This window comes from Thiomicrorhabdus hydrogeniphila (genome assembly GCF_054656895.1).
The window spans coordinates 1,837,696-1,864,613 of the sequence record NZ_BAAHXL010000001.1 but is presented as its reverse complement, the minus strand read 5'-3'; the positions used below and the strand labels follow the sequence as shown (position 1 = coordinate 1,864,613).

Here is a 26,918-nt window from a genome sequence, read left to right as displayed (position 1 = left end):
GATAATGAGCAGAGCGATTCATTTTAAAAAACAGGGTTTATCGGATATTAAAATTAAATGTTAACGTATTGAATAAAAGCCGAATTTTAGCGGTATTTGATATAGACACAAGTCAGCAAATCGAGTACAATTCGCGTTATTAATTTTTGCGACTGAAATTATCAGTTATTTGCAGTTTACGGGGTATTTAGCGGAGATGATTAAGTTCATTTAGCAACTAAGAAACGGAGTGAGTCTTCATTGGAGACTGGCTCCGTTTTTTTGTATGTGCCGTACAAATTTAGCAAATAGCGTTTTAATTTCAAATCACTTTGGATGGATGTATAGATGACACAGGCTTTGCTGGCTTTAGAAGACGGTACCCTTTTTTGGGGAACCTCGCTCGGTGCGGAAGGGGAAACAACAGGTGAAGTAGTATTTAACACCTCGATGACAGGATATCAAGAAATCCTTACAGACCCTTCTTACTTTAAACAGATCGTTACATTAACGTATCCACATATTGGTAATGTTGGTGTTAATGCAGAGGATGAAGAATCTTCTCGTATTATGGCTCAAGGTCTTGTTATTAAAGATTGTCCTCCAGTAATGAGTAATTTTCGTGCTGAAAAATCATTGCCAGAATACTTAAAAGAACAAAACGTTGTGGCAATTGCAGATATAGACACTCGTAAATTAACACGTATTTTACGTACTAAAGGTGCACAATCTGGTGTGATTGTAGCGGGCGAAAATATTGATGCCGACGACGCGGTTGCAAAAGCCAAAGCGTTTAGTGGTTTAAAAGGGTTAGATTTAGCTAAAGAAGTGACTACGGCAGAAACCTATGTTTGGACTGAAGGGTCTTGGTCTTTAGGCGAAGGGCATGCAGATTGTACTGCCAATAATGAGTACCATGTCGTGGCATATGACTATGGCGTTAAGCGTAACATCCTGCGCATGATCGCCGACCGTGGTTGCAAACTAACGGTTGTACCAGCAAAAACACCAGCCGAAGACGTATTAGCCATGAATCCAGATGGTGTTTTCTTATCAAATGGTCCTGGTGATCCAGAGCCATGTGATTACGCTATTGAAGCCATTCAAAAAGTTTTAGAAACCAAAGTGCCTGTATTTGGAATTTGTCTAGGGCATCAATTATTGGCGTTAGCCAGTGGTGCTAAAACCGTTAAAATGAAGTTTGGTCATCACGGTGCCAACCATCCTGTTCAAGACAGCGAAACTAAAAAAGTAATGATTACTGCACAGAATCATGGCTTTGCGGTAGATGCAGAAACATTGCCAGCTAATTTAAAAGCCACGCATAAATCTTTGTTTGACGGTACTTTACAAGGTATTTCGCGTACAGATAAATCAGCCTTTAGCTTTCAAGGTCACCCAGAAGCAAGCCCTGGTCCGCACGATGTTGCCCCTTTATTTGACCAGTTTATTGATAACATGAAAAGCGCCAAAAACGCATAACCAATAGTAGGAAAAAGAATGCCAAAAAGAAGTGATATAAAAAGTATTATGATTATTGGTGCTGGCCCTATTATTATTGGGCAAGCATGCGAATTTGATTACTCTGGAGTTCAAGCGTGTAAAGCGTTAAAAGAAGAAGGCTACCGTGTCATCTTAGTGAACTCTAACCCAGCCACCATTATGACTGACCCTGAAATGGCCGATGCTACCTACATTGAGCCAATTGAATGGAAAACGGTTGAAGCGATTATTGCTAAAGAACGTCCAGATGCTATTTTGCCAACAATGGGTGGCCAAACCGCTCTAAACTGTGCATTAGACTTAGATGCCAAAGGCGTTTTAGAAAAATACAATGTAGAGTTGATTGGTGCTAAAGCAGACGCAATTGATAAAGCCGAGAACCGTGATCGTTTCCGTCAAGCTATGACAAAAATTGGCTTAGATATGCCTAAGTCTGATGTGGCGCATAATCTTGAAGAAGCTTGGGCTATTCAAGCTGAAGTTGGTTTTCCAACGGTTATTCGTCCATCATTCACCTTAGGGGGTTCTGGTGGTGGTATTGCCTACAACAAGCAAGAATTTGAACAAATTTGTAAATTTGGTTTAGAGCTTTCACCAACTAAAGAGTTATTGATTGAAGAATCTATTGAAGGTTGGAAAGAGTATGAGATGGAAGTGGTTCGTGATAAAAACGATAACTCTATCATTGTTTGCTCAATTGAAAACTTAGACCCAATGGGTGTGCATACCGGTGATTCAATTACCGTTGCACCCGCACAAACTTTAACTGATAAAGAATATCAAATCATGCGTAATGCCTCTTTGGCTGTACTGCGTGAAATTGGTGTTGAAACAGGTGGCTCTAACGTTCAGTTCTCAATTCACCCTGATACAGGGCGAATGATTATTATTGAAATGAACCCTCGTGTATCTCGTTCGTCTGCATTGGCATCAAAAGCAACCGGTTTTCCAATTGCTAAAATTGCCGCCAAGTTGGCCGTAGGTTATACCTTAGATGAACTTTCAAATGATATTACTAACGGCGCAACACCGGCTTCTTTTGAACCTACAATTGACTATGTTGTTACTAAGGTACCTCGTTTTACATTTGAAAAATTCCCGCAAGCACAAAATCGCTTATCGACTCAAATGAAGTCGGTAGGTGAAGTTATGGCAATGGGTCGTAACTTTCAAGAATCTATTCAAAAAGCACTACGTGGTTTAGAAACAGACAAATCTGGTTTTGATGAAATTATGCCATTGGCGACAATGGAAGAGAAAGACATTAAAGATAAGTTACGTCAAGAGTTACGTAACCCAGGTGCAGAACGTCTATGGTACGTGGCCGATGCTTTCCGTGCTGGTTGGGATCTAGAAACCGTATTTGATATTTGTAAAATTGATCCATGGTTCTTAGCGCAAATCAAAGAACTGATTGATATGGAAGACAACGTTAAGCAACGCGGTTTAGATGCACTTGATGAAGCTTACCTACGTAATTTAAAACGTAAAGGTTTTTCTGATAACCGTTTAGCAAAACTATTAGATACCGATGCGGCGTTTGTTCGTAAGTTCCGCCATACGTTAAATATTCGTCCTGTATTCAAGCGTGTTGATACCTGTGCTGCAGAATTTGAAACCTCTACCGCTTATATGTACTCAACTTATGATGAAGAGTGTGAAGCTAACCCAACAGATCGTGACAAAATCATGATTTTAGGTGGTGGGCCAAACCGCATTGGTCAAGGTATTGAGTTTGATTATTGCTGTGTGCATGCAGCAATGGCAATGCGTGAAGATGGTTATGAAACCATTATGGTTAACTGTAACCCTGAAACGGTTTCGACCGATTACGATACCTCTGACCGTTTATATTTTGAACCACTCACGCTTGAAGACGTGCTTGAGATTGTTGAAGTTGAACAACCTAAAGGTGTCATTGTTCAATACGGTGGTCAAACGCCACTTAAATTGGCAGAAGATTTAGAAGCCGCAGGTGTACCTATTGTTGGAACTTCACCTGAATCAATTGATTTAGCTGAAGACCGTGAGCGTTTTCAAAAAATTCTAAATGACAATGACTTACTTCAGCCACCTAACCGTATTGCAAGCAATGCAGGTGAAGCAGCCGCTTTAGCAAAAGAAATTGGTTACCCATTAGTGGTACGTCCATCTTATGTTTTGGGTGGGCGAGGAATGGAAATTGTATATGACGAAGCGAATTTAATGCGTTATATGCAAGCAGCAATTGATGTATCTAACGAATCGCCAGTGTTACTTGATCGTTTCTTGGATGATGCGGTTGAGTTAGATGTTGATGCCATTTGTGATGGTGAACAGGTCGTGATTGGCGGTATTATGGAACATATTGAGCAAGCAGGTATTCACTCAGGTGATTCAGCTTGTTCATTACCGCCTTATAGTATTTCAGTTGATATTCAAGATCGTATTCGTGTTCAAGTTGAAAAAATGGCACGTGCCTTAGGTGTTGTAGGTTTAATGAATACACAGTTTGCCGTTAAAGGTGACGATATTTATGTGCTTGAAGTTAACCCTCGTGCATCACGTACTGTACCATTTGTTTCTAAAGCCATTGGTCATCCGTTAGCTAAAATTGCTGCTCGTTGTATGGTTGGTCAAAAACTGGCTGAGCAAGGATTTATTGCTGAGGTTAAACCTAATCATTTCTCTGTTAAAGAAGCGGTTTTCCCATTTATTAAATTCTTGGGTGTAGATCCGATTCTTGGGCCTGAGATGAAATCTACGGGTGAAGTTATGGGGGTTGGTGCTAACTTTGCACAAGCTTACTCAAAAGCTTTATTAGCTGCGGGTACTGTTCTTCCACGTTCAGGTAAAGCATTTTTATCTGTGCGTAAAGCAGATCGTGTAAAAGTGATTGAGCTCGCCACAAAACTGATTGAAAAAGGCTTTGATGTCTGTGCAACACGCGGTACAGCAACCTCGTTAAAAGAGGCGGGGGTTGAGTGTGAAGCAGTGAATAAAGTGACAGAAGGTCGTCCAAATATTGTCGATTCAATTGTGAATGAAGAAATTGCATTAATTGTTAATACCTCAGATGGTTCTGTTAGTATTCAAGATTCATCGTCAATTCGTCGTGAAGCTTTAATGCATAAAACTTGTTATACAACGACAATTGCTGGTGCATTTGGTATGGTTGCCGCTATGGATTACTTAGATGATCAGCCGGTAACACGATTACAAGATATACACTAATTTAAACGGCTTTTACATTGCGCCAAAGTCTAATTAAATTAGGCTTTGGCGTTTTACGTTTATTACATACAAGGAGTCGTTATACATGACTTGCTTGTACTATCAAAATTATAAAAAGGATAAGATGTTATGCAAAAGCATCCTATGACAAAAGAAGGTGCAGATGCCCTTCAAGCCGAATTAAACAAATTAAAAAAAGAAGATCGACCACGTATTACCCAAGCGATTGCTGATGCACGTGAACATGGCGACTTAAAAGAAAATGCAGAATACCATGCTGCTCGTGAACAACAAGGTTTAGCAGAAGCTCGCATTAGCCAGATAGAAGGTCAGCTTTCTAACGCTCAGATTATTGACGTTACTAAGCTAAATGCGGGTGGAAAAATCGTTTTTGGAGCGACAGTTACGGTTTTAAACATTGATACTGATGAAGAGTTAACCTACAAAATTGTAGGAAATGAAGAAGCAGATGTTAAAGTTAATAAAATTTCTGTAAACTCACCGATTGCTCGTGCCTTAATTGGTCATGAAGAGGGTGATGAGATTGTGGTAAAAGCGCCAAGTGGTGATATTGATTATGAAATTATTACCGTTCAATATATTTAACGTTTAATCGGTTAGCTAAATTGAAATGCCAACCAGGCCTGGTAAATTTACTAGGCCTGGTTTTTTTTATATCTATTTTATATAGAGGGACCTTTGCACGAGACCATGAACACATAAAAACAGCTATAGTTCTCTATCTTCAAGCTAAAAAAATCACCCAATAACTCCTTATTATGCGTGTTTTTTAGCCTAAATCTAAAGAATTCTATCTTGTTTTTCTTGTGCCCCTGTCTCGTGTAAAGGTCTCAGAGATACCTTTATATAAACCTTAACTAAGGAGCAAATAATGTCAGTTAAATTGAGTAAACCTGCATCTTATTATTTAACTATAGGATTGGTATTACAATCATTTTTGCTGACGCTTTTAATCACGCTTGGTTACTTTGTTACTCCAGTCTTATTTGATTCATTAGACACAAAAACAGCCGGAGATATTGCTGGAATATTGTTTCAAATATCGGGTTATGTCACCTTAACGGTTTTAATCTTATTGCTCCTTTGGCAGCAATTTTATAAATTTACCTTTGTCTCAATATGGCCAAATAGGATCGTTGTCTTAATAATGTTACTTTTATTATTTTGGATTAGTCCTTGGATGAATAAAATTAAAGAAGATTATCCATTAGGTCTAACATCTGATTCTGCTGATTGGTCAATTTTTGCTTCATTGCATGGTGTCTACCAAGTTGGGTATCTTATTGTTATTATTGCGTTAATTTGGAGTGTTTACCGTTCAGTAAAAATCCTTAATTTGAATGTATATAAGTGATAAAAAAAGTTTATAAGCATTTCATTATTTTCTAATTCAAATAGGGTTGCAATTTAGTTTGAAAACAGTCAAAATTGAAGAGTTAAAGCGACAAATCAAAACTTCGGAGTTTAATTAATGAAACAGTTAACACTAAAAGCATTATTCGTTTCTGCCATCGCGGTAATGTCTATGAACGCACAAGCAGCAGACGATGTATACAACCAATGTATCGCTGATGCTGAAAATGTAATTGCAACAGCTAAAAAAGATGGTGGTACAGCAGCTAGAGCGATCGAGCAAAAAACTGATGTAAAAACTTGCATGGGTGAATTATCTAAAATTGAAGCAAAATATGGCGACAAAACAATCGCTAAAAATCCTTCATATGTTATGACTCCAGAAGATCGTGCAAAATGGGCCAAATTATTTGATGCTATTGATGCAAAACAATATAAAGGTGTTCCATTCTTACAAGCTTCTTACTACCGTTAATTTGGTTGTAATTCTTGTTTGAAAAAAACCGGTCTTTTGGCCGGTTTTTTTGTTTTAGTGACAATATTTTTATTTACGCCTTTATGCTAGGCATTTTAATAGACTTATAATCATGTCATAATCTGCGATTATCTAAGTTTTTCTAGTTTGTCCAATCTAGCTATCCCACTTGTAATACATTGAATTCAGCCACATTAAAGAGTCGTTATGTCAAAAAGTTCTTCGCAACAAAAATCACAAAATTTATTTGAATCTGTTTACGCCTGTTTAATGGAAAGTGACTTAAACCAAAAAGTTACCCAACTTTCCAAACTACAAGAAGATTGGTCTAATGATGTGTTTGAAATGACTCCTACTAAAACAATAGTACGTGTTCCAGATGCCGGACGACCAGAAAAACCTGTATTAGTGCCGCCCAAAGACTTACCAAGGCGACGTTTAGGTTCAAATGAAGGTCATGCCTCATTAATGCATTCCATTGCACACATTGAGTTTAATGCAGTAAATTTAGCATTAGATGCGGTGTATCGTTTTCAAGATATGCCGTATGAATATTACCGTGATTGGCTAGGCGTTGCCGGCGAAGAGTCTTATCACTTTCAAATGGTAAGAGAGCATTTAAACCACTTAGGTTATGAATATGGTGATATGCCGGCTCATGATGGTTTATGGATGACCACTTATGAAACGGACCATGATCCACTGATTAGAATGGCTTTAGTTCCTCGCACGCTTGAAGCACGAGGTTTAGATGTTACCCCTCCAATGATCAGTAAATTACGTTCTATTGGTGATAAACGCGGTGTAGAGATTTTAAAAATATTACTACGAGATGAAATAGGGCATGTAGAAGTAGGTACGCGTTGGTTTAGATATTTATGTGCTGAACGTGATTTAAATCCATTTAATGAATTTCAACACATTATCAAAAATTACTTTCATGGTGATTTACGTGGGCCTTTTAACTTTGAAGCACGCCAAGAAGCAGGGTTTTCGGAAGAAGAGATTTCTTGGTTAAAATCTATTAGCTAATTGGGTTTTATTAGGCTTTATTACTCTTTATTATTTTAGCTGTAGATTTGCTTGCTAATCGTAACGGATATGACATGTCTCATTCACCAGATAAATTAACACAAAAACAACGTTTAAGAATTCAAACTCGTCACAAGGTATCTATTGAGCGCCACGGTTACCAACCGCAAGCGTTGTATTGGAGTAATCGTGAAATTCAAGAAATACGTTTTCAAAATTTAATCTCCATTCTTCCTAATTCACATGACTTAAAGAACCAGGCCTGGTCATTATTAGATGTGGGTTGTGGTTTTGCAGATTTAATCGATTATTTAGCTTCTTCGAGCTATCTTCCAAATTATACCGGGTTAGATTTATCGCCAGATATGGTTCTAGCTGCTCAATCATTGCATCCAAAAAGTATTATTTTAGAGGGTGAATTAGTGGAATCTCAATTTGTAGATTCTCAGTTTGATTATGTGATGCTCTCAGGCGCATTAAATGAAGTGGTTGAAACAGAAATTGAAAATACCGCGCAGTTTAAAGGCTGTTACGCTAAATCAGTCATTAAAGAGATGTATCGTATTTGTAAAAAAGGTGTGGCTTTTAATCTTTTAGATGCTAATCATGCCTGGGTACAAAGTCGCTATGATTTACAAAGCTTTAAGCCTAAAGAGATGGTTGCCTATTGTGAAGAGTTTGCCGATGAAGTTGTGTTGATTCAAGGCTATTTAGATAATGATTTTACTATTCATTTAAAAAAACAGAGTGTTAAGTAAATGAAAAGATTACGTTTTGGGATTGATTTAGGTGGCTCCAAAATTGAAATTATAGGTTTGCTTACCGACAATGTATCTTTTAATAATACCAAAGTGATTTACACAAAACGTATTCAAACCCCAAAAGGGGGCTATGCCGCAACCGTTCAAGCCATTGTTTCTCTAATAATTAACGCTGAAAAAGAACTGGTTAAAACTCAAAAAATAAATTTACCAGGCCTGGTAGGGGTTGGTATTCCAGGTGCAATATCAAGCAAAACAGGCAAAATAAAAAATGCCAATTCAACTTGGTTAATTGGTAAAGACTTGCAGGGCGATTTACAATATAAATTAAATCGTCCAGTGACATTGGCAAATGATGCAAACTGTTTTTCATTATCAGAAGCAACAGACGGTAATGCAAAAGGAGCCGCTTCAGTTTTTGGCGTTATTATTGGCACTGGTTGTGGTGGTGGCCTAGTGATAAATGGCAAAATTCATAATGGCATTAATGCTATTGGTGGCGAGTGGGGACACAATTCATTACCCTGGATAACTAAAAACGATGTGGCTATGGATTGTTACTGTGGTTTACAAGGTTGTATTGAAACGTTTCTATCAGGTAGTGGTTTACAGGCACATTATGCTCTGAGAACGGGCAAAACTCTTACTGCGCAAGAAATTGAAATATTAGCTTTACAAGGTGATAAACAAGCACAACAACAAATGCAAGATTACATCACTTGGTTAGCCAAAGGGTTAGCCAGTGTTATAAATGTATTCGATCCCGAGGTGATTGTATTGGGTGGCGGCATGTCTAATGTACCTACTCTTTATACTGATGTACCTAAAATTTGGCACAAGTGGGTGTTTAGCGATGAAGTAAACACTAAGTTGGTTGCGCCTAAGTATGGTGATTCTAGCGGCGTACGTGGCGCGGCTTGGTTGTAATGCTTTACTTTCCAAAGCTGCTTATAACTTAGCTTGTTAAGACTTAGCAATACTAACTGTCATAAAATCTTAAATTGGCAATAAAATCAAATTTATAAAATAGAGATCTTAACTCACAAAAGGTTTCTTACTATGTCTCATGTTGTCTCTCCATCCTGTGTTCAATTACCCGATTTACTGAATGATTTATTAGAACTTAAGCAGCGCATAGAATCTGAAACCGAGAAAGGGCTTTTAAACCTCAATGTGCAAAACGCAACTAAGCCATCTTTATTTAGTCTAGTAAACCTGTTGAATTATGTTGTTATGAGAAGAGAAGAACTTCATGGTCTTCAATCTAGATTGGCACAAGCAGGGTTGTCTTCTTTAGGGCGTGTTGAACCACACGTTATGACAAATATTAATGCTGTAATTGATGTATTAACAAAAGCAACAACACATGAAAATAAGCCTATAGAAGAAGAACAATTCTGTGTCGATTATGAACAGGGATACCGTTTATTACAAGCTCGTTCAGAGCGTATGTTTGGTCAACATCCAAAAGCTCGTTCTGAATATATTATGGTTACCATGCCAACAGAAGCCACGACTGATAGACAATTAATTGAAACTTTTTTTAATGCAGGTATGAATAATGCAAGAATTAATTGTGCGCATGATAATGAAGATACTTGGTTAAAAATGATAACCAATATTAGATTGGTAGCAAGAAACCAAGATAAAGATTGTAAAATTTTAATGGATTTAGCAGGTCATAAAATTCGTACAGGCGATATTGTTGCTGTTAATCAAAAGATAAAAAACCATAAAAAAAGCAAACATAAGAAAAAAAGCAAACAAACAATAGAAACTATTGCACCTAGGGTTTATAAGGGTGATTGGGTTTTGCTTTGTAAAGCGTTGCCAAAAAAGACTGAACTTTTGGAAAACTTGCCTGTTAATGTGAATGTTATGGTGACGTGCACTTATGATGCCGTTATAGATTTACTTGAAATAGGTCAAAGTGTTTGGTTTGATGATGGAAAAATAGGCTTACAGGTAAAAGAGTTAAGTGAGTGTGGTTTACTGCTTCAAATCACTCAAGTAGGCCCAAAGGGCGCTAAGTTAAAAACTGAAAAAGGCATTAATCTCCCAGATACAATCTTAAATTTACCCACGTTAAGTAAAAAAGACTGTAAAGATTTAACTTTTGTAAGTCAACATGCAGACATGATTGGTTTGTCTTTTACAGAGTGTGCTAATGATGTGCTTTATTTACAAGAGCAGTTAACTGATTTAGAACGTCCAGATTTACCCATATTGGTTAAAATTGAAACCGCTGATGGTGTGCAGAATTTGCCTGATATATTACTTCAATCATTAGCAAAAAATATAGATATTGGGGTGATGATTGCACGTGGAGATTTAGCCGTTGAACTTGGAAGCGTGCGTATGGCAGAAATGCAAGATGCGATTTTGCGTTTATGTGAATCGGCGCATATCCCTGTCGTTTGGGCGACCCAAGTATTAGAATCTTTAGCTAAAGAGGGCACCATATCACGTGCAGAAATTACAGATGCTGCAACCTCGCAAAGAGCAGAATGCATCATGCTTAATAAGGGACCATATATTGCAGAAGCGGTCTCTGTTTTAAGCCATGTATTACAGAGCATGGAAGCACAACAGTTTAAAAGTCATACCCATTTTAAAGCTTTAAAGTGGTAAGTTTTTATTCGTTACTGAGTTTAAAACGACTAGGCATTAAAAGTATAGGTTTGCAAAAATGAGAGCTGTGGTAAACATGTTATTTGCTTTGCAAATGATTATTTTAAATGCCAAATTGTTCTCTTAGAATATAGCCTGTTATAAATGCTAAGCTGGCTGCAGCACTGCCTGTAATAAGCGTTTGTATTCCTGAAATTAGAATGGGTTTTGCAAACACCATACTTTTTAACATACCAATTAGAAAAAACATAATTCCTGCTAATATCGCACTCGCCATAAATTGTTGATCAATCGTAATTGCTGATATAAAAAATGGTATAAGTGGAATGACGCCAACCAATAAAAATGCGCCAAAGGTTGTTAATGCAGCTTCTATTGGATTTTGAGTTTGTAATTGTAAACCATGTTCTTCAATCAACATGGTGTCAATCCATAGATTTTGATTTCGGGTAATGGTCTCGACTATTTTTTCTAAGATATCGCCCTCAAATCCTTTGCGTTGAAATATCTGTCTAATTTCTTCTTGTTCTCCCTCCGGGATTTTTTGAATATGTTCAGCTTCCATCTTACGCACACTTTCAACATATTCTTTTTGCGCTTTGTTCGCTTCATAATTGCTTACGGCCATACTAAAGCCGTCCGCAAAAAGATTGGCAAAACCTAAAATCAAAGCCACATTGGATGAAAAACCAGCACCAATGGCACCAGCAACAATAGCAAATGTGGTCACACAACCATCAATAGCACCTAAAACAGCATCTGAAATATATTGTTTTTTTTGTGGAGAATCTAATCTTTGAGCAATGATTTCTGGCTGATGTTCAAATTCAAGATTTTCTTGATGTTTTGTTTTCATAAATTATCCAAGTGTTTATCTGCTAACAATCATATTTGCTTTAGATTATTGTTTAGAGTGTCGCTGATTTGTTTTTGGTTAACCAACGATCAAGTTGGTTGGCAAACGCTTGTCTATCCGTTTTATTCATAGCATTTTGACCACCAGTATCAACTCCAGTACTGCGTAAGGTTTCCATAAAGTCCCGCATGTTTAGGCGCGCTCTAATGTTAGATTCAGTATACAACTCGCCTCTAGGGCTGAGTACGATAGCGCCTTTTTCAATGGCTTCAGCCGCCAAAGGAATGTCGCTACTGATAACTAAATCACCAGACTGTAACTGAGCAACAATTTTATCGTCTGCGACATCAAATCCTGACTGTACCTGTTGAAACTTAATCCAAGGAGAAGGCTGTATGTGTATGGCATGATTTGCAACAAAGGTTGTTAAGGTTTCTGTTCTGTTGGCCGCTCTAAATAGCGTTTCTTTAATAACTGCCGGACAGGCATCGGCATCAACCCAAATATTCATATTTATTTTCACATTATTAGATTATGGCTAAATTCTAGCACAGCAATTAGGCATTTATATTTTGCTTTAATTTCTTAAGGTTAACCTTGTCGGTAGACGCCTAAATATAAGTGAATATAGGGTTTAGTTTATTGACTTGTAATCAAGCAAAAATTTAAAAGTAATCTAATGGCTTTATGTAGGTTCTTAAGGTAAGCTACCCGCTCATTTTAATTATGGCAAATATCGTAATTTTTTACTTTTCTTTGCCAATCAGCAAAGAGCGATATTATGGATTTTTCCTCTCTAGGTTTATCAGAACCTATTTTACAAGCGGTAACAGAGCTTGGTTATAACAAAGCGTCACCCATTCAAGAAAAAGCGATTCCTGTTGTTTTAGAAGGCAAGGATATTATGGCGGCCGCTCAAACGGGTACAGGTAAAACGGCAGGTTTTACGTTACCCATGTTAGAGCGATTATTAAAAGGCGAACGCCCACAAAGTAACCAGGCTAGAGCTTTAGTCTTAACGCCAACTCGTGAACTTGCCGCACAAGTGCAAGAAAGCGTTTTTCAATACAGTAAACATACGCCTTTACGTTCAGATGTCGTATTTGGTGGTGTTAAAATTAACCCTCAAATGCAACGTTTACGACGTGGTGTTGATATTTTAGTCGCTACACCTGGGCGTTTATTAGATTTACATAGTCAAAATGCCATTAAGTTTAATCAGCTAGAATTTTTAGTTTTAGATGAAGCCGATAGAATGCTAGATATGGGTTTCATTCACGACTTAAAACGCATTATGAAATTGCTACCTAAAAACCGCCAAACGCTGTTGTTTTCAGCCACATTTTCACCCGAAATTCGTGAATTAGCCAAAGGTTTTGTGCGTAATCCTGTCGAAATTTCAGTAACACCACCAAATAGCACCGTAAAGAAAATAGAACAATGGATTTATGAAGTAGATAAAGGGCATAAAACCAAATTATTAATTGATTTAATTGTCGATAATAAATGGGAACAAGTCTTGGTTTTTAGTAAAACCAAACACGGCGCAAACCGCATTACCAAACAACTTAATGCTATTGGGATTACCGCATCACCTATTCACGGAAACAAAAGCCAATCGGCGCGTACCAAAGCCTTGGCTGATTTTAAATCGGGCGCCATTCGTGTATTAGTTGCCACCGACATTGCTGCACGTGGTTTGGACATTGACCAACTTCCACACGTTGTGAATTACGATTTACCAAATGTAGCAGAAGATTATGTGCATAGAATTGGACGCACAGGGCGTGCAGGTGCAAGCGGAGAAGCCATCTCATTAGTTTGTTCAGAAGAAGATAAATTACTGTTTGATATTGAACGACTAATTGGCGAATTATTAGAACGTAGAAAACTAGACGGCTATGTTCCCACTCACCCAGTTAAGCAATCACGTTTAAATCCAAAGCCAAAAAAACCTAAAAAACCAAAGAAACCAAAAACCAATCATCAAGATGGCCAACGTTCTGGCGAAAATCGAAGTGGTAATAATGTACCAGGTAATCGTGGTAATAAACCTGGTAGTAGACACAGTAATAAAAATACGAGCCAAACCAATAATACTAAAGGGTAATTTGGTTTTTACCAGGCCTGGTAAAATGCTGCGTTTGAATGTAATGTTGATATTTAAAGATGAGTAAAAACTAAAGTGGGTGATTCATTATGCAAAATATAGAAACTTTAGAAGAGCTTGAAAGCTTAAAACAATCACAAGATGCCTTATTGATTTTGTTTGGTGGAAAAGAGTGCAATGTGTGTCACTCAATTAAACCTAAACTGATCGACCTAATGGCAGAGAGCTACCCAAAAGTAAAATTGGTCTATGTAGATTGCCATGTAGTAACGGAAGTTTGCTCACAAAATGGCGTGTTTACCTTGCCAACTTTACAAGTATTTTTTACCGGTCAACGATTTATAGAAGAAGTACGCAGTTTTAGTTTACAGAAAGTCATGCAAGACATAGCAAGACCTTATTCAATGGTCTTCTCTGATTAGGCTTCCTAAAGCAGGCCATTTCTGCGTTAAAGCAACGTTCATTTACCTTGTAAGTAAACTTCACGTTTCTTTGCCTTGAACTGACCTACTTTTGAAAGCCTAATGATTAACAAATAGTCGTTAATAATTTCTAAGCAGGTTGTTTCTGCGCTAAGGAAGTGCTCATTTACCTTGTAAGTAAACTTCACGTTTCTTTGCCTTGAACTGACCAACTTTTGAAAGCCTAATGATTAACAAATAGTCGTTAATACTTTCTAAGCAGGTTGTTTCTGCGCTAAGGAAGTGTTCATTTACCTTGTAAGTAAACTTCACGTTTCTTTGCCTTGAACTGATCTACTTTTGAAAGCCTAATGATGTATTGATTGCTTTTTAATCTATATAAAAAATAGTTGTTAACGCTTCCCATCTCCACCGGCTTTAATCAAAAGAGCATCTAACCAACGGTTTGGCAAAATGCGTTTTAGGTAGGCAAAAACAATGGTGGGTACGGTGACACGGTAGCGAATTTTGGCTTGTTTATGTTGTAAAGCATGTAGCACACATTTGCTTACGGCTTCTGGTCCTAAGGTAAATGGGGCACTTGGGCCAACGGTTTCTAAACGCGCAATCATTGCTTGGTATTTTGCTTTATGTGCGCTTTCTTCAACCTTAATCCATTTTTTAAATTGTTCAAAAGCATTTTTTCTAAAATCAGACAATATTGGCCCGGGTTCAATTAGGCTGACTTGAATGTTGTCTTGCTTTACTTCGATTCTTAAGGTATCTGCAAAACCTTCAATGGCAAACTTACTGGCATTGTAAGCGCCACGATATTGCATGGCGGCAAAGCCTAAAATAGAGCTGTTATAGATAATCTTTCCATGACCTTGCTTACGCATGATTTTAACGACTTTATTGGTGAGTTCTTGGGTACCAAATACATTGGTTCTAAATTGATATTCCATGGCTTCACGAGTTAAATCTTCTACTGCACCAGGTAAGCCAAAAGCACCATTGTTAAAGAGGGCGTCAATTTTTCCATCGGTTTTGGTTAGTATCTCCGTAAGGGCAAAATCAATACAGACACTGCAAGCTAAATCTAATTGAAAGCAAGTCAAACCTTCTTCTTTTAAACGGCTTACATCCTCTTGTTTTCTACAAGTGGCAATGACGTTATAGCCTAAATTTTTAAGAGCATGAGCGGTATGGTAACCAATGCCCGTAGAGCAGCCAGTAATTAAAATGGTACTGGGTGGCAAGATTTGAGTAACTGAAGTGTTTTGTGACATGTAAATTCCGTAAGCAAAAGGTATTGAAATGTTTACATGATTATAGGGGATTTATTAACTTAAAGTGGCTGATTCTGGTTGGTTTTTGAGGAGGGATATATAAAGGGTGCAGATATAGAAAAAGCACCCTTAAAAGCGAAGAGATAAGTGTTAAAAATTAACCTTCTTGCTTAGCTTGCTCAGCCGCTAAATCAGCATGGACTTTTTCCATATCTAATTCTAAAAGTTGGCCAATACCTTCTTCTAAAGCTGTTCCAGGGATAGCGCCAGGGTTTGAGAAGACAACAATTTTTTCACGCATAAATACTAGCGTAGGGATTGAACGTACTTGAAACATGCCGGCTAGTTGTTCTTCTTCTTCCACATTCACTTTGCAAAAAGCGATGTCTGGGTATTTTTCAGAGATTTCTTCAAATACTGGACCAAATTGTTTGCAAGGACCACACCATTCGGCCCAAAAGTCGAATATGACGATGTCATTGTTGGCAATGGTTTCTTCAAACTGTTCCGTTTTTAAATTAATTATGGCCATGTTTTTTCCTTTGAGATTTTAAATAAAAAATAAAATGTGAGTTATACCGCTGGGTTTCCACCTTCAGTTAATAGGGCAGGGTTAAGGTATTTTTTTAGTGTGGTTTCATCTAAATCGGTCATTTCAAGCGCGACCTCTAAAACAGGACGAGCAGAGGCGTAGGCTTCTTTAGCGATAGCCGCACCTTTTTCATACCCCACTACCGTGTTTAAAGCGGTCACTAAAATAGGGTTAACGTCTAATGCTTTTTGAATGTTTGCTGTATTAACGGTAAAGTCTTTAATTGCTAAGTCGGCTAATTGTATTGAGCTAGTTGCGGCAATTTCAATGCTTTGTAGTAAGTTATGAACAATCATCGGTAACATAACATTTAACTGAAAATTACCTGATTGAGCCCCCACTGTAATCGCGGTATGGTTTCCCATGATTTGTGCCGCTACCATCGCAACCGCTTCTGGAATAACCGGGTTTACTTTACCTGGCATAATTGAGCTACCTGGTTGTAAGGCAGGCAGTTGAATTTCTCCCAGGCCTGCTAAAGGGCCCGAGTTCATCCAGCGTAAATCATTGGCGATTTTCATTAAGCTTGCCGCCAATACATTTAACTGGCCACTAAGTTCAAGCGCCGTATCTTGTGAGCTTAAACCAATAAATAAGTTTTTCATTGGTTCAAAGTGAATAGCGGTAATGGTGGCTAGGTTCGCGCAGACTAATTGACCAAACTCTGGATCAGCATTAACCCCTGTGCCTACTGCAGTACCACCTTGCGGTAGCATTTGAATACGTTTTTGCGTTTCTTTTAAACGGTCAATATTGTCATTAATTTGCGCTTTCCATGCACCTAGTTCTTGGCTAATTTTTACCGGCATGGCATCCATTAAATGAGTTCGACCTGTTTTAACGATGTCTTTTAGTTCAATTTCACGATCTTCAATGGTTTCCACTAAATGCAATAGGGCTGGCAATAAAGTCTCTTCTAAGGCAATGGCCGCCGCAACATGAATGGTGGTAGGAATCACATCATTTGAACTTTGGCTCATATTAATGTCATCGTTAGGGTGAACATCAATTCCTGTTAGTTGCTTAGCAACACTTGATAAGACTTCATTGGCATTCATATTGGTGCTTGTACCAGAACCCGTTTGAAAAATATCAATTGGAAAATGGTCGTAATAATCACCTTGAATCACTTCTTTAGCGGCCGTTTGAATGGCATCTGCCTTTTCTTCGCTCAATAACCCTAGTTCTTGGTTGCTGTCTGAACAAGCAAATTTTACATAACATAATGCCTGAATAAAGCTTTTAGGCATGGGAATGCCACTAATAGGAAAATTATTAATAGCACGCTGTGTTTGTGCGCCATATAAAGCATTCTTTGGCACATCTAAGCTGCCCATGCTATCTTTTTCAATACGAGTTTCGGTTGTTGAGATTGGTTGCGACATAGTTATTGGTTCTTATTGGGTTAATGATTATTGCTCTGTCTATGTTAGTAAAGGCAGAGTTTTAGTAAACAAAATTACGGGTTGGGAGTGATGATTGGGTTTATTCGTGGTTAAATGAACACAGTCAAAATAATGCTGAATATTTTAGCATTTTTGAATAAAAAATACAGGGTAGCAATGAGCGTAGTCAGATGAGTCTTCAACAAAACGAATTAGCCAATCAAATGTATCACCAAACCCTATGGTGGTCTTATGTCAAGGACGGTAGTCAAGAGCTATTGCAGATATCTGATGCTCTACAAGAAGCCTTAGGCCGTACTGTTACTGTGATTGAAGACATGATGGGGGAATTTGAAACAACCTTGCTGAGACTCAAAATAACCGAGGCATTAAAAGCAAAACAATCAACAAAGTCTGATTTTGATATGCGTTTTGTAGCAAGTTATGAAACGCTTAAAGGTAAAAGAACCTTTCAGCATCAGTTGCGGGTACTCGAAAACGAAGGTAAAAAAGTTGTATGGTGCCAATGTATTGATGTCTCTGAAATGGCGGCTTTAGAACGAGAAATGGTGGATGCGCAAGGCCGATTATCACTACAACAGGTGGTAGAGCGAGAGCAACATATCGCTGATCAAAGCCGTTTTGTGCATGATTCTTACGATAAACAATCACGTTTTTTAGCAATGTTAAGTCATGAACTCCGCTCTCCGCTTTTGGGTATTAGTAGTCTCGTTAAACGTTTAAGAAGTGAGATAGACACGTCTCCTGATGTCTTAAATATGCTTAAAACGATACACATGACCGCTGAGCAATCGACCTATTTGGTTAATGATATTTTGACCTATTCTCAAACAGAATATGATGGCATTACCTTACACCCTTCAGAAGTGTCATTACCTGAGTTATTAGAAAGTGTAAAACAACTCACTAAATCAATTGGTTCTGATAAAAACTTGGTGATTTCATTAGTGTATTTAGGCAAACATAAATATGTGTTGGCTGATGGTGTTCGGTTAACCCAAATTTTAATAAACCTAATTGTGAATGGTATTAAATTTACCCAATACGGTGGGGTAAATATTGAAATTAATGAAAAAGAAAATGGAAAATTTGTTTTTAACATAACCGATTCTGGCGAAGGCATACCAGAAAATAGACTAAACAAAATTTTTGAACCATTTGCTCAACTCGAAGCCAGTGAAGGTGGTTACACAAAAAACACAACTTATTTGGGAGCCGGTTTAGGGTTGTTTGTGGTTAAACAACTTGTTGAACTGATGAAAGGAGAGATTAAAGTCTCGTCTTCAGTGGGGGTCGGTACAAGTTTTGAATTTAGTTTGTCATTGCCGATAATTGTTACTGAAAATTTATCCGTTGATAAGAATCAGACCTCACAACAAAAAAACATTACCAACTTAAAAAAGACCAAATTACGTCGTACTTTAAAGGATAGCGAAAATGACGCCAAATCCTCTGCGAATGCATTGGCAACAAAACCAAGATATAAGGTCCTTATCGCGGATGATTCTAAAATTAATAGAATGGTTTTGGCAGGGTATTTATCGGATTTTCATTGTGATGTTGTTGAAGCAAAAGATGGTAGAGAAGCCTGGGATTTATTTCAAAAAAACCAATTTGATTATGTTTTATTAGATATTCAAATGCCTTTTATGGATGGTCTACAAGTCTGTAAAAATATACAAACCCAATTTGAAAAAGGAGAACTACCAAATTTAAAAGGGGTGTTTGCCATAACGGCAGGTGGAGATTCATCTGGTTTTATGGATGAAAATGAACATCATGAAGGCATTGGGTTTGATAAATGGCTCGTTAAACCTGTAGGTAAAACGCAAATACTTGCATTATTAGAGCAGAATTATCGAGATATTAATAAAAACAAATTAGACACTCAACAAGAAAATAAACTTAAAGACCATGGCAAAATATTAACGGATAACACAGACGATGATGAGCTGGAGTTACACACGTTAAATGATATTCCTCAGCAGTTTCATCATTTGTTTGAAGCTTTTATTCAAGAAATAAACAGTGGTTTGCAGGAATTAAATGAGCACAATTTAAAAGATGATGTTGACGAGATACAACGGCTTGCACATTACTTAAAAGGTAACTGTATGTTATTTCAATTACCAGGCCTGGTAAAATTATTTAAAACACTTGAAACTACTCAACAAAACGCACTAAATCAGTCAATTAATAAAGCACAACGCTTGAAAAAAACAGAAAAGATCTTACAAAAGATTGTATTAATTATGAAAAGTCTTGAGAAGTCTGGCACGATTAGTCATAATAACGAGTAGAAGAAAATTGATATTATTATAAATTAAGTAAAATTAACAAGTTAGGTAGTAACGAATATGTCTGGAAAGATTAGTGTTTTATTAGCGGAAGACCATGGATTAGTTCGAGCGGGCTTTAAATCTATTATTGAAGGTGAAGCCGATTTTGATGTGGTTGCTGAAGCTGAAGATGGTTTAGAATGTTTAGAGCTTATTCGAGCTAAAACGCCTAATGTTGTGTTGCTTGATTTATCAATGCCTAAATTGAGTGGTGTTAATGCCATTACTCATATTCAAAAACGTTATTCAGATACAAAAATTATTGTTTTAACGGCGGCAGAAACGATTAACGTTTGGCGTGAAGTATTAGAAATGGGTATTCAAGGTTTAGCCATGAAATCAATTTCGCCAAAAGAATTAGTGGCTGGTATTCGTCAAGTTATGAATGGTGAAACATTTATTCATTCAGAGATTCAACCAATTTTAGAAGCGGAAGCAGGGTTAGCAAATAAACGTTTATCTGTTCGTGAAAAACAAGTGGTAAAACTGGTTGCAGAAGGCTTTAAAACCAAAGATATTGCTGAAAAGTTAGAAATTAGTGATAGAACGGTTTCTAAACACCGTGAAAATCTAATGACAAAAATGGGCATGACTTCTACAGCAGAGTTAACAAACTATGCAAATGAATCTGGCTTAACAAAGGTTGGTTTAGAAGAAATTGAATAATTTCAATTTCAAACTAAAGTTAATGCTTTAGTTGTTACATTTTACTTAATAAAAAAGGCGTTTAAAATACGCCTTTTTTATTGCCTGCTAGAAATGCGAATCAAGCAGGTAGTCGGATTTTAGCTGTTATTTATTTCAGTATCAGCTGCTTCAGTCGCCGTTTCTGTTATCGCTTCATCGGTTTGATTAAGCCCTAAATATTGATTTTTAAAGTTTTGCATTCCGTCTTGCACTAATTGGTAGGTTGAATCAATATTGGTTGCAATATCACCTTGCAGTACGTCAAGGTCACCAAGAATGCTTTTAGCTTCATCAAAACCTTGAGTTAGGCCTCCACCAACGACGTCCATAAACTTATTCATGAGCTCTTCGCCTTCTAAGTCAGGGTTGGCTTTTTGAAAACCGCCCAAAAACATAGTGGCAGCATCAACAATACGTTTTGCCGTGTTTTCAGGCGTCCAATAATCCATACCACCTTGGCTCGCTAAAGTTTCTTCACTAATGGGGGCTGAACTTGTTTCACCTTCAGCCGTTGTATCCATGTTGGCAGTTAAAACTTCATTGATTTTTTCAATAGCCGCTTGATAGGTTAATTTAAGTGAACTTTGGTCAGCGGTGGTTCCATCACCAAACAAATGAGCAACTAAACTGGCTTGCATGTCATTACGAATAGTCGTTTTAGTTGCATCCAGTGTGGTTTGTTCTGTTGTCTGTTGTGCAAATTGTGATATGGCACTGTTTTGATTTGCTTTGGTGCCAGCGGTATCTGAGTTATTTGATAATGTCGCCAGCTTTTGATAGGCCTGTATAGAACCTAAATTGTTTGCATCGATAGCCATGGTATATGCCTTTTTCTGGTCAAAATATAGTGTAAAACCCTTTGTACAAACATACTAAAAGAATTTTATTATTCACGATATGCGGTATTGAATTGATAAGCATTGGTTTTAATGTCTACAATTTTAAACTGAAGCCAATGAAACCTAAAGACTTTAATTAAACGCATTCGATTATTGTTATTAGTGTTATTACAAAATATAACGGCCGAATAAACAGAAACTTAAGTGCTAAGGTAAAATAATTAAAAGAGTGTGAGCTGAATCGATAAAAGGTTACTGTTTAGAATGTGCGTCTTAACAGAACTAAAGCAAAACTTAGCGTTTCCTGGTATTATTTGCGGCTTATTTTTAAAAGTAATAGATGGATAAAATTAACATGGAATTAAATCCTGTTTATAACCGAATTCAAGATTACCAAGAGCGTAGTGACGTTCTTAGGGGGTATCTTTGACTATGATGTTAAGGCCGAGCGTTTAGAAGAAGTTTCTAAAGAACTTGAAGACCCTAATATTTGGAATAAACCTCAAGAAGCCCAAGCCTTAGGTAAAGAAAAATCACAGTTAGAAAATATTGTTTCAACCATTGATGATTTAAAGTCAGGTACCGAATCAGCCAAAGAGTTATTAGAAATGGCAGAAATGGATTCTGATCAAGAGATGGTTGATGAAGTGATTATGGAACTAGACCGTTTAGGTGAACGTTTAGATAAACTAGAGTTTCAACGAATGTTCTCTGGTGATATGGACGCCAATAACGCTTACTTAGAAATTCAGTCTGGTTCAGGTGGAACCGAAGCCCAAGATTGGGCCAATATGATTTTAAGAATGTATTTACGCTGGTCTGACCGTCACGGTTTTAAGGCCGATATTACTGAGATTTCGGCAGGGGATGTTGCTGGAATTAAAGGTGCAACGATTCATATACAAGGTGATTATGCCTATGGTTGGCTAAGAACCGAGCTGGGTGTGCATCGATTAGTGCGTAAATCACCGTTTGATTCCAACTCTAAACGTCATACTTCATTTGCTTCAGTATTTATATCGCCAGAAATTGATGACAGTTTTGAAGTCGATATTAACCCAGCCGATTTACGCATTGATGTTTATCGTGCCAGTGGTGCAGGTGGTCAGCACGTTAACAAAACTGAGTCTGCTGTACGTATCACGCATTTACCAACCAATACCGTTACCCAATGTCAAAATGGTCGTTCTCAACATCAAAACAAAGCCGAAGCCATGAAACAGTTACGCGCCAAGTTATATGAGTTAGAAATGTTAAGCCGCAGTGCTGAAAAACAAGAGCTAGAAGACACAAAATCGGATATAGGTTGGGGGAGTCAAATTCGTTCTTATGTTTTAGATTCGGGTCGAATTAAAGATTTAAGAACGGGTGTTGAGTCAGGAAATACGCAAGGTGTTTTAGATGGCGATTTAGATCAATTTATTGTGGCAAGTTTAAAGTCAGGTGTTTAAAGTCAGTTAAACAGTAACAGTATTTAAAATAATGGAATTAAAAGCGATTTTGCTAGAGTTTAAGTCACTAAACGCTTAAAATAACCGCATATTAAATTGTATTGCGTTTTAAATTTACCAGGCCTGGTCAATCATTGATTTTACCAGGCCTGGTTGTTTTAAAACATTAAGTTTTAAGAGAGAAAGTTCATGTCGGAAACAAAAAATAACGCGCCAGAAGTCGTTGATGAAAATAAAATCATTGCTGAACGACGTGCCAAGCTTGCTGCTTTAAGAGAAGATGGCCATTCTTACCCAAATACTTTTCGCCGAGATAGCGAAGCGGCGGAGTTACACGCCAAGTTTGATGAGATGACCAAAGAAGAATTAGCTGAAGCCGAGCCTGTGCGTGTCAAAGTAGCAGGGCGTATGATGTTACGTCGCATTATGGGTAAAGCCAGTTTTGCGACTTTACAAGATGCAACCGGGCGTATTCAGGTTTATGTTACCCGTGATGAATTGCCAGAAGGTTTTTATAATACTCAGTTTAAAAAATGGGATTTAGGCGATATCGTTGGTGCAGAAGGTTATGTATTTAAAACCAATACTGGTGAACTTTCTATTCATGTTGAACACATTGAATTAGTTACTAAATCCATTCGCCCATTACCAGACAAGTTTCATGGTTTACAAGACCAAGAAATGCGTTACCGTCAGCGTTATGTCGATTTAATCGTAAACCAAGATAGTCGTGATACCTTTGTTTTACGTTCTAAAATTGTACAGCATGTGCGTAACTTCTTAATTCGCCATAACTTTATGGAAGTAGAAACGCCAATGATGCACGTGATTCCAGGTGGTGCAACGGCTAAACCGTTTAACACACATCACAATGCATTAGATATGCCTTTGTATTTACGTATTGCACCAGAGCTTTATTTAAAACGTTTGGTTGTTGGTGGTTTTGAGCGCGTATTTGAAATAAACCGTTCATTCCGTAACGAAGGGCTATCAACACGTCATAATCCAGAATTTACAATGGTTGAATTTTACGCGGCCTACACCAATTACCATCAGTTAATGGATTACACGGAAGAACTTTTAAAAGAGCTTGCTGAATTAGCGGTAGGTTCAACAAAAGTACCTTATCAAGGGTTAGAGTTTGATTTTGGTAAACCGTTTGCACGTTTAAGTATGAAAGACGCCATTCTTCAATATAACGAAGGTGTTACCGCAGATCAGCTTGAAACGATTGAACAAGCGACCGCTTTAGCAGAGTCTTTAAAAATTCACGTTAAAGAAGGTTACGGTTTAGGTAAAATCATTACTGAAATCTTTGAAGAAACCGTTGAAGAAAAATTGATGGATCCAACGTTTATTACGGAATACCCTGCAGAAGTTTCACCTTTAGCACGTCGTAATGATGAAAACCCATTTATTACCGACCGTTTTGAACTGTTTATTGGTGGGCGTGAGTTGGCTAATGGCTTTAACGAGTTAAATGATGCTGAAGACCAAGCCGAACGTTTTAAATCGCAAGTTGAAGCAAAAGATGCCGGTGATGATGAAGCCATGCATTATGACGAAGATTACATTACCGCTTTAGAACACGGAATGCCGCCAACAGCAGGTGAAGGTATTGGTATTGACCGTTTAGTAATGCTCTTTACTGATTCAGCTTCTATACGCGACGTTCTTCTGTTCCCGCACATGCGTAAACATTAAGTTTTAGCGTTAGTAGTCATAAAAAACCCCGCTTACAAATAGTTGTAAGCGGGGTTTTTTTATGGCTAAAAATGATGACCAAACATTACTGTGTAGGTTATCTAATCGTTGATAGTTACTCTTCTTCAGTAATGGTATAGGGTAATGGTTCAATTTTAGCTAGGTTGCCATTTTCAGTGGTTAAGTCACCCTGTACAGAATCAAGCGGTTTTAAAGTGGCAATCGCAAGACATAAGGTGCCTTTTAAGACATCTGCATTTGAGCTAACAACGCTAAGTTTATAACTCTTATCGGCTTCATCTTTTAACGTTAATGTATCACCCGCTGTTAAGGCTGCATCTTCATTTAAATGAATGCGTAGCATTCTTTTGGTGACTTTACCGCGGTAGTGAATTCGAGCAATAATCTCTTGGCCAGGAAAGCAGCCTTTTTTAAAGTTAATAGCATCAAATTTATCTAGGTTAAAAAACTGTGCAATAAATTGGCCTGTGGTCTCTGCCGTTACTTCTGGAACACCGGCAGCAATATTCAATAATTTCCAATCATAGTTGTTGGTTACATCACTGTTATCACGAATTTTTGACCATGCTTGAATCATCTGATCCGCAGGCCCAAATAAAGCGTAACGGTGGTAAGGGCCAGGTACTTTAATAACTAATACCTCTTCAATCCCTTCAAGCTCAGCTAAACCAGATTCAAATACTTCTTTTACTTTGGTGCTTAAACGGCGTTGAATATCTAAATCACCAAATTCACCCGCAAAACCAATCTGAATAAGGTCATCAGAAACTTCGGTTAACTTTACATCAGAGCGTAATACAAACATGCTTAGTCGTTTTAAAATAACGTCTCTTAAAGAACCGTCAAAATTTAGGTAGTAATCACCTAAATATTTAAAAATTAAAAAATTGGCAAGCACTTGGCCTTGTGGGTCGCAAAAAGCAGAAAATTGTGCTTTATTTTCAGTGACTTCATTTACATCGCTTGTTAACTGAGCTTGTAAAAATTGTTGAGCTTCACTACCCGATACTTTAATTAACGCTTGTTCAGTAAGGCTCGTCACAATAGGGCCGTTTTTTACTAAAAAACGTTCAAGTTCAGGGTGCCCAAAACTATAAATTTTGCCAGATTCATCAAATTGTGCATTTTGAGTAGCTAAAAAGTCTGACCAAATTGGGCTTAAAGTCGTTTGTGTTGCCATTTTTTTTCCTTAACTTTATTGGTTAACGTTATTTTTAGCTGATGATACCTTACTCAATTCAAATAACAAAATATCTTGGCGTATTTCTTGCATGTAAGCTGATGTATTAACCTCTTGACCATAAAATCGCAACAAAATTGCCTGTTTTTTGTAGGTATATTGCCACGTTTAAGTTTTGTATCTTAAATATGGCAATGATTGTGCTGATTTGAACGTGAATGTTTTAGTTAAACCATTTTAAAAGGTATGCTATTTACAGGTTATTGGGTAATTAAAGTACAATAAAACCCCATTTGATTTTAACGATTATTTTAAGCGTAACTTTGTATAAAAGCTTTGAATAATAGGGTTAGAAAGGGTATAAGAATATTTATTGCTGGTGTTTTCCAGAAGATGTTGCATAACGGAGGCCGTTTGTGTCGAGTACTAAACAAGAATTTTTAACTTTTATTATTGGTAAAGAAGAGTTTGCCGTTGAAATTCTTCGGGTTCAAGAAATTCGCGGCTGGGAAATGCCAAACCCATTGCCAAGCGTGCCGAGTTATGTAAAAGGTGTCGTTGATTTACGAGGTACAGTCGTGCCTATTATAGATCTTCGTGAAAAATTTAATTTACAAGCGAGTTATGATGGAACAACGGTTGTTATTGTTGTACATGTTTTAACCTCTCAAGGCGAACGAATTGTTGGTTTAGTGGTTGATGCAGTGTCAGATGTTCATCAGTTTGACCTTAATAATTTGCAACCAGCCCCCGATATTTCAAATTCAATTGATAGCCAATATATTTTAGGTTTAACAACTATTCGTGATAGCCAAGGGCAAAGTAGTGCGGCACAAATGGGGAGCGACAATAAAGTGTTGTCGGATAAAGGCAGAATGGTGATTGTGGTTGATTTAGATAAGTTGGCTATGGATGGGCTTATTAATGATATTGTTTTACAACAAGGCAATGTATAAATAGAAGCATAAGCGGATCGTTTATTGTAAAAACTATTTTAGGTTGCGTTAATCAAATTGATGCTACAAAAAAGCCGATTCAAAATGAATCGGCTTTTTTATTAGTGAAGGTTTAAATT

General features: G+C 37.4%; 23 protein-coding genes. 16 read left to right on the top strand and 7 right to left on the bottom strand.

Translation table 11 applies throughout. The features are described from left to right. The first annotated feature begins 327 nt into the window (after positions 1-327). The 9 genes from carA (at position 328) to ACYQ0E_RS08395 (ending at position 10,968) form a co-directional block, all read left to right on the top strand. The gene (gene carA, locus ACYQ0E_RS08435) at positions 328-1,461 is read left to right on the top strand and encodes a glutamine-hydrolyzing carbamoyl-phosphate synthase small subunit (protein ID WP_460187792.1); all 1,134 of its coding nucleotides are present in this window, start codon (positions 328-330) and stop codon (positions 1,459-1,461) included. An 18-nt stretch (positions 1,462-1,479) separates the two neighbouring features. Continuing rightward, a complete protein-coding gene (gene carB, locus ACYQ0E_RS08430; protein WP_460187791.1) occupies positions 1,480-4,695 on the top strand; it encodes a carbamoyl-phosphate synthase large subunit in 3,216 nt (1,071 codons plus the stop codon). Positions 4,696-4,824: 129 nt separating this feature from the next. Beyond that, positions 4,825-5,301 carry a transcription elongation factor GreA gene (gene greA / locus ACYQ0E_RS08425; protein ID WP_460187790.1) on the top strand — a complete coding sequence of 159 codons (477 nt, stop codon included), beginning with the start codon at positions 4,825-4,827 and terminating at the stop codon, positions 5,299-5,301. A 286-nt stretch (positions 5,302-5,587) separates the two neighbouring features. Then, entirely contained in the window at positions 5,588-6,070 is a 483-nt protein-coding gene (locus ACYQ0E_RS08420; protein WP_460187789.1) for a DUF4149 domain-containing protein, read from the top strand. A gap of 117 nt (positions 6,071-6,187) precedes the next feature. Further along, positions 6,188-6,544 carry a hypothetical protein gene (locus tag ACYQ0E_RS08415; RefSeq protein ID WP_460187788.1) on the top strand — a complete coding sequence of 119 codons (357 nt, stop codon included), beginning with the start codon at positions 6,188-6,190 and terminating at the stop codon, positions 6,542-6,544. A 270-nt stretch (positions 6,545-6,814) separates the two neighbouring features. Then, positions 6,815-7,576: a ferritin-like domain-containing protein gene (locus ACYQ0E_RS08410; RefSeq protein WP_460188708.1), complete on the top strand. Its 762-nt coding sequence runs from the start codon at positions 6,815-6,817 to the stop codon at positions 7,574-7,576. Positions 7,577-7,650: 74 nt separating this feature from the next. Continuing rightward, entirely contained in the window at positions 7,651-8,334 is a 684-nt protein-coding gene (locus tag ACYQ0E_RS08405) for a class I SAM-dependent methyltransferase (RefSeq protein WP_460187787.1), read from the top strand. Then, positions 8,335-9,264: an ROK family protein gene (locus ACYQ0E_RS08400; RefSeq protein WP_460187786.1), complete on the top strand. Its 930-nt coding sequence runs from the start codon at positions 8,335-8,337 to the stop codon at positions 9,262-9,264. Between the two features lie 132 nt (positions 9,265-9,396). Further along, positions 9,397-10,968 (top strand): pyruvate kinase, encoded by a 1,572-nt coding sequence (locus ACYQ0E_RS08395; protein ID WP_460187785.1) that lies wholly within the window; start codon positions 9,397-9,399, stop codon positions 10,966-10,968. Between the two features lie 103 nt (positions 10,969-11,071). On the opposite strand, the gene ACYQ0E_RS08390 is transcribed toward ACYQ0E_RS08395, so the two are convergent. Both ACYQ0E_RS08390 and ACYQ0E_RS08385 read right to left on the bottom strand, forming a co-directional pair. Continuing rightward, a complete protein-coding gene (locus tag ACYQ0E_RS08390; protein WP_460187784.1) occupies positions 11,072-11,824 on the bottom strand; it encodes a VIT1/CCC1 transporter family protein in 753 nt (250 codons plus the stop codon). 52 nt (positions 11,825-11,876) lie between these two features. Beyond that, the gene (locus tag ACYQ0E_RS08385; RefSeq protein ID WP_460187783.1) at positions 11,877-12,335 is read right to left on the bottom strand and encodes a YaiI/YqxD family protein; all 459 of its coding nucleotides are present in this window, start codon (positions 12,333-12,335) and stop codon (positions 11,877-11,879) included. Positions 12,336-12,605: 270 nt separating this feature from the next. Between ACYQ0E_RS08385 and ACYQ0E_RS08380 the strand changes: the two genes are divergently transcribed. Both ACYQ0E_RS08380 and ACYQ0E_RS08375 read left to right on the top strand, forming a co-directional pair. Then, positions 12,606-13,934, top strand: a complete 1,329-nt coding sequence (locus ACYQ0E_RS08380) for a DEAD/DEAH box helicase (RefSeq protein WP_460187782.1) — start codon at positions 12,606-12,608, stop codon at positions 13,932-13,934. A gap of 89 nt (positions 13,935-14,023) precedes the next feature. Beyond that, positions 14,024-14,356, top strand: a complete 333-nt coding sequence (locus ACYQ0E_RS08375) for a thioredoxin family protein (RefSeq protein WP_460187781.1) — start codon at positions 14,024-14,026, stop codon at positions 14,354-14,356. A 392-nt stretch (positions 14,357-14,748) separates the two neighbouring features. Here ACYQ0E_RS08375 and ACYQ0E_RS08370 read toward each other — a convergent pair whose 3' ends face one another. The 3 genes from ACYQ0E_RS08370 to ACYQ0E_RS08360 form a co-directional block, all read right to left on the bottom strand. Next, positions 14,749-15,624 (bottom strand): SDR family NAD(P)-dependent oxidoreductase, encoded by an 876-nt coding sequence (locus ACYQ0E_RS08370; protein WP_460187780.1) that lies wholly within the window; start codon positions 15,622-15,624, stop codon positions 14,749-14,751. Positions 15,625-15,781: 157 nt separating this feature from the next. After that, positions 15,782-16,156, bottom strand: coding sequence for a thioredoxin (gene trxA / locus ACYQ0E_RS08365; RefSeq protein ID WP_460187779.1), 375 nt, complete (start codon positions 16,154-16,156; stop codon positions 15,782-15,784). 41 nt (positions 16,157-16,197) lie between these two features. Beyond that, positions 16,198-17,601: a class II fumarate hydratase gene (locus ACYQ0E_RS08360; RefSeq protein ID WP_460187778.1), complete on the bottom strand. Its 1,404-nt coding sequence runs from the start codon at positions 17,599-17,601 to the stop codon at positions 16,198-16,200. A gap of 191 nt (positions 17,602-17,792) precedes the next feature. Between ACYQ0E_RS08360 and ACYQ0E_RS08355 the strand changes: the two genes are divergently transcribed. Both ACYQ0E_RS08355 and ACYQ0E_RS08350 read left to right on the top strand, forming a co-directional pair. Continuing rightward, on the top strand, positions 17,793-19,922 hold the full coding sequence (locus tag ACYQ0E_RS08355; protein WP_460187777.1) for an ATP-binding response regulator: 2,130 nt from the start codon (positions 17,793-17,795) through the stop codon (positions 19,920-19,922). 57 nt (positions 19,923-19,979) lie between these two features. After that, positions 19,980-20,627 (top strand): response regulator, encoded by a 648-nt coding sequence (locus ACYQ0E_RS08350; protein WP_460187776.1) that lies wholly within the window; start codon positions 19,980-19,982, stop codon positions 20,625-20,627. 119 nt (positions 20,628-20,746) lie between these two features. Here the strand turns inward: ACYQ0E_RS08350 and ACYQ0E_RS08345 are convergent, their stop codons facing one another. Next, a complete protein-coding gene (locus ACYQ0E_RS08345; RefSeq protein ID WP_460187775.1) occupies positions 20,747-21,466 on the bottom strand; it encodes a DUF5610 domain-containing protein in 720 nt (239 codons plus the stop codon). A gap of 376 nt (positions 21,467-21,842) precedes the next feature. Here ACYQ0E_RS08345 and prfB point away from each other — a divergent pair. Next, positions 21,843-22,938 (top strand): peptide chain release factor 2 gene (gene prfB, locus ACYQ0E_RS08340; RefSeq protein WP_460188707.1). Its coding sequence is split into 2 segments (ribosomal slippage): positions 21,843-21,914 and positions 21,916-22,938, totalling 1,095 coding nucleotides; the frame shifts between segments, so codons are not numbered across the junction. Between the two features lie 189 nt (positions 22,939-23,127). Continuing rightward, entirely contained in the window at positions 23,128-24,642 is a 1,515-nt protein-coding gene (gene lysS / locus ACYQ0E_RS08335; RefSeq protein WP_460187774.1) for a lysine--tRNA ligase, read from the top strand. A gap of 115 nt (positions 24,643-24,757) precedes the next feature. Here lysS and ygfZ read toward each other — a convergent pair whose 3' ends face one another. Beyond that, positions 24,758-25,843 (bottom strand): CAF17-like 4Fe-4S cluster assembly/insertion protein YgfZ, encoded by a 1,086-nt coding sequence (gene ygfZ / locus ACYQ0E_RS08330; protein ID WP_460187773.1) that lies wholly within the window; start codon positions 25,841-25,843, stop codon positions 24,758-24,760. A 416-nt stretch (positions 25,844-26,259) separates the two neighbouring features. Here ygfZ and ACYQ0E_RS08325 point away from each other — a divergent pair, with 416 nt between their 5' ends. Beyond that, positions 26,260-26,799, top strand: a complete 540-nt coding sequence (locus tag ACYQ0E_RS08325) for a chemotaxis protein CheW (protein WP_460187772.1) — start codon at positions 26,260-26,262, stop codon at positions 26,797-26,799. The last annotated feature ends 119 nt before the right edge of the window (positions 26,800-26,918 follow it).

Excerpts from the sequence above, each read along its gene's own strand:
- ACYQ0E_RS08415 (WP_460187788.1), top strand. The coding sequence starts at position 6,188 with ATGAAACAGTTAACACTAAAAGCATTATTCGTTTCTGCCATCGCGGTA.
- ACYQ0E_RS08370 (WP_460187780.1), bottom strand. The coding sequence starts at position 15,624 with ATGTCACAAAACACTTCAGTTACTCAAATCTTGCCACCCAGTACCATT.
- ACYQ0E_RS08380 (WP_460187782.1), top strand. The coding sequence starts at position 12,606 with ATGGATTTTTCCTCTCTAGGTTTATCAGAACCTATTTTACAAGCGGTA.
- ACYQ0E_RS08360 (WP_460187778.1), bottom strand. The coding sequence starts at position 17,601 with ATGTCGCAACCAATCTCAACAACCGAAACTCGTATTGAAAAAGATAGC.
- ACYQ0E_RS08400 (WP_460187786.1), top strand. The coding sequence starts at position 8,335 with ATGAAAAGATTACGTTTTGGGATTGATTTAGGTGGCTCCAAAATTGAA.
- carB (WP_460187791.1), top strand. The coding sequence starts at position 1,480 with ATGCCAAAAAGAAGTGATATAAAAAGTATTATGATTATTGGTGCTGGC.
- ACYQ0E_RS08410 (WP_460188708.1), top strand. The coding sequence starts at position 6,815 with ATGGAAAGTGACTTAAACCAAAAAGTTACCCAACTTTCCAAACTACAA.
- ACYQ0E_RS08350 (WP_460187776.1), top strand. The coding sequence starts at position 19,980 with ATGTCTGGAAAGATTAGTGTTTTATTAGCGGAAGACCATGGATTAGTT.
- ygfZ (WP_460187773.1), bottom strand. The coding sequence starts at position 25,843 with ATGGCAACACAAACGACTTTAAGCCCAATTTGGTCAGACTTTTTAGCT.
- greA (WP_460187790.1), top strand. The coding sequence starts at position 4,825 with ATGCAAAAGCATCCTATGACAAAAGAAGGTGCAGATGCCCTTCAAGCC.
- ACYQ0E_RS08375 (WP_460187781.1), top strand. The coding sequence starts at position 14,024 with ATGCAAAATATAGAAACTTTAGAAGAGCTTGAAAGCTTAAAACAATCA.
- ACYQ0E_RS08420 (WP_460187789.1), top strand. The coding sequence starts at position 5,588 with ATGTCAGTTAAATTGAGTAAACCTGCATCTTATTATTTAACTATAGGA.
- ACYQ0E_RS08395 (WP_460187785.1), top strand. The coding sequence starts at position 9,397 with ATGTCTCATGTTGTCTCTCCATCCTGTGTTCAATTACCCGATTTACTG.
- ACYQ0E_RS08345 (WP_460187775.1), bottom strand. The coding sequence starts at position 21,466 with ATGGCTATCGATGCAAACAATTTAGGTTCTATACAGGCCTATCAAAAG.
- ACYQ0E_RS08390 (WP_460187784.1), bottom strand. The coding sequence starts at position 11,824 with ATGAAAACAAAACATCAAGAAAATCTTGAATTTGAACATCAGCCAGAA.
- lysS (WP_460187774.1), top strand. The coding sequence starts at position 23,128 with ATGTCGGAAACAAAAAATAACGCGCCAGAAGTCGTTGATGAAAATAAA.
- ACYQ0E_RS08385 (WP_460187783.1), bottom strand. The coding sequence starts at position 12,335 with ATGAATATTTGGGTTGATGCCGATGCCTGTCCGGCAGTTATTAAAGAA.
- trxA (WP_460187779.1), bottom strand. The coding sequence starts at position 16,156 with ATGGCCATAATTAATTTAAAAACGGAACAGTTTGAAGAAACCATTGCC.
- ACYQ0E_RS08405 (WP_460187787.1), top strand. The coding sequence starts at position 7,651 with ATGTCTCATTCACCAGATAAATTAACACAAAAACAACGTTTAAGAATT.
- ACYQ0E_RS08355 (WP_460187777.1), top strand. The coding sequence starts at position 17,793 with ATGAGTCTTCAACAAAACGAATTAGCCAATCAAATGTATCACCAAACC.
- carA (WP_460187792.1), top strand. The coding sequence starts at position 328 with ATGACACAGGCTTTGCTGGCTTTAGAAGACGGTACCCTTTTTTGGGGA.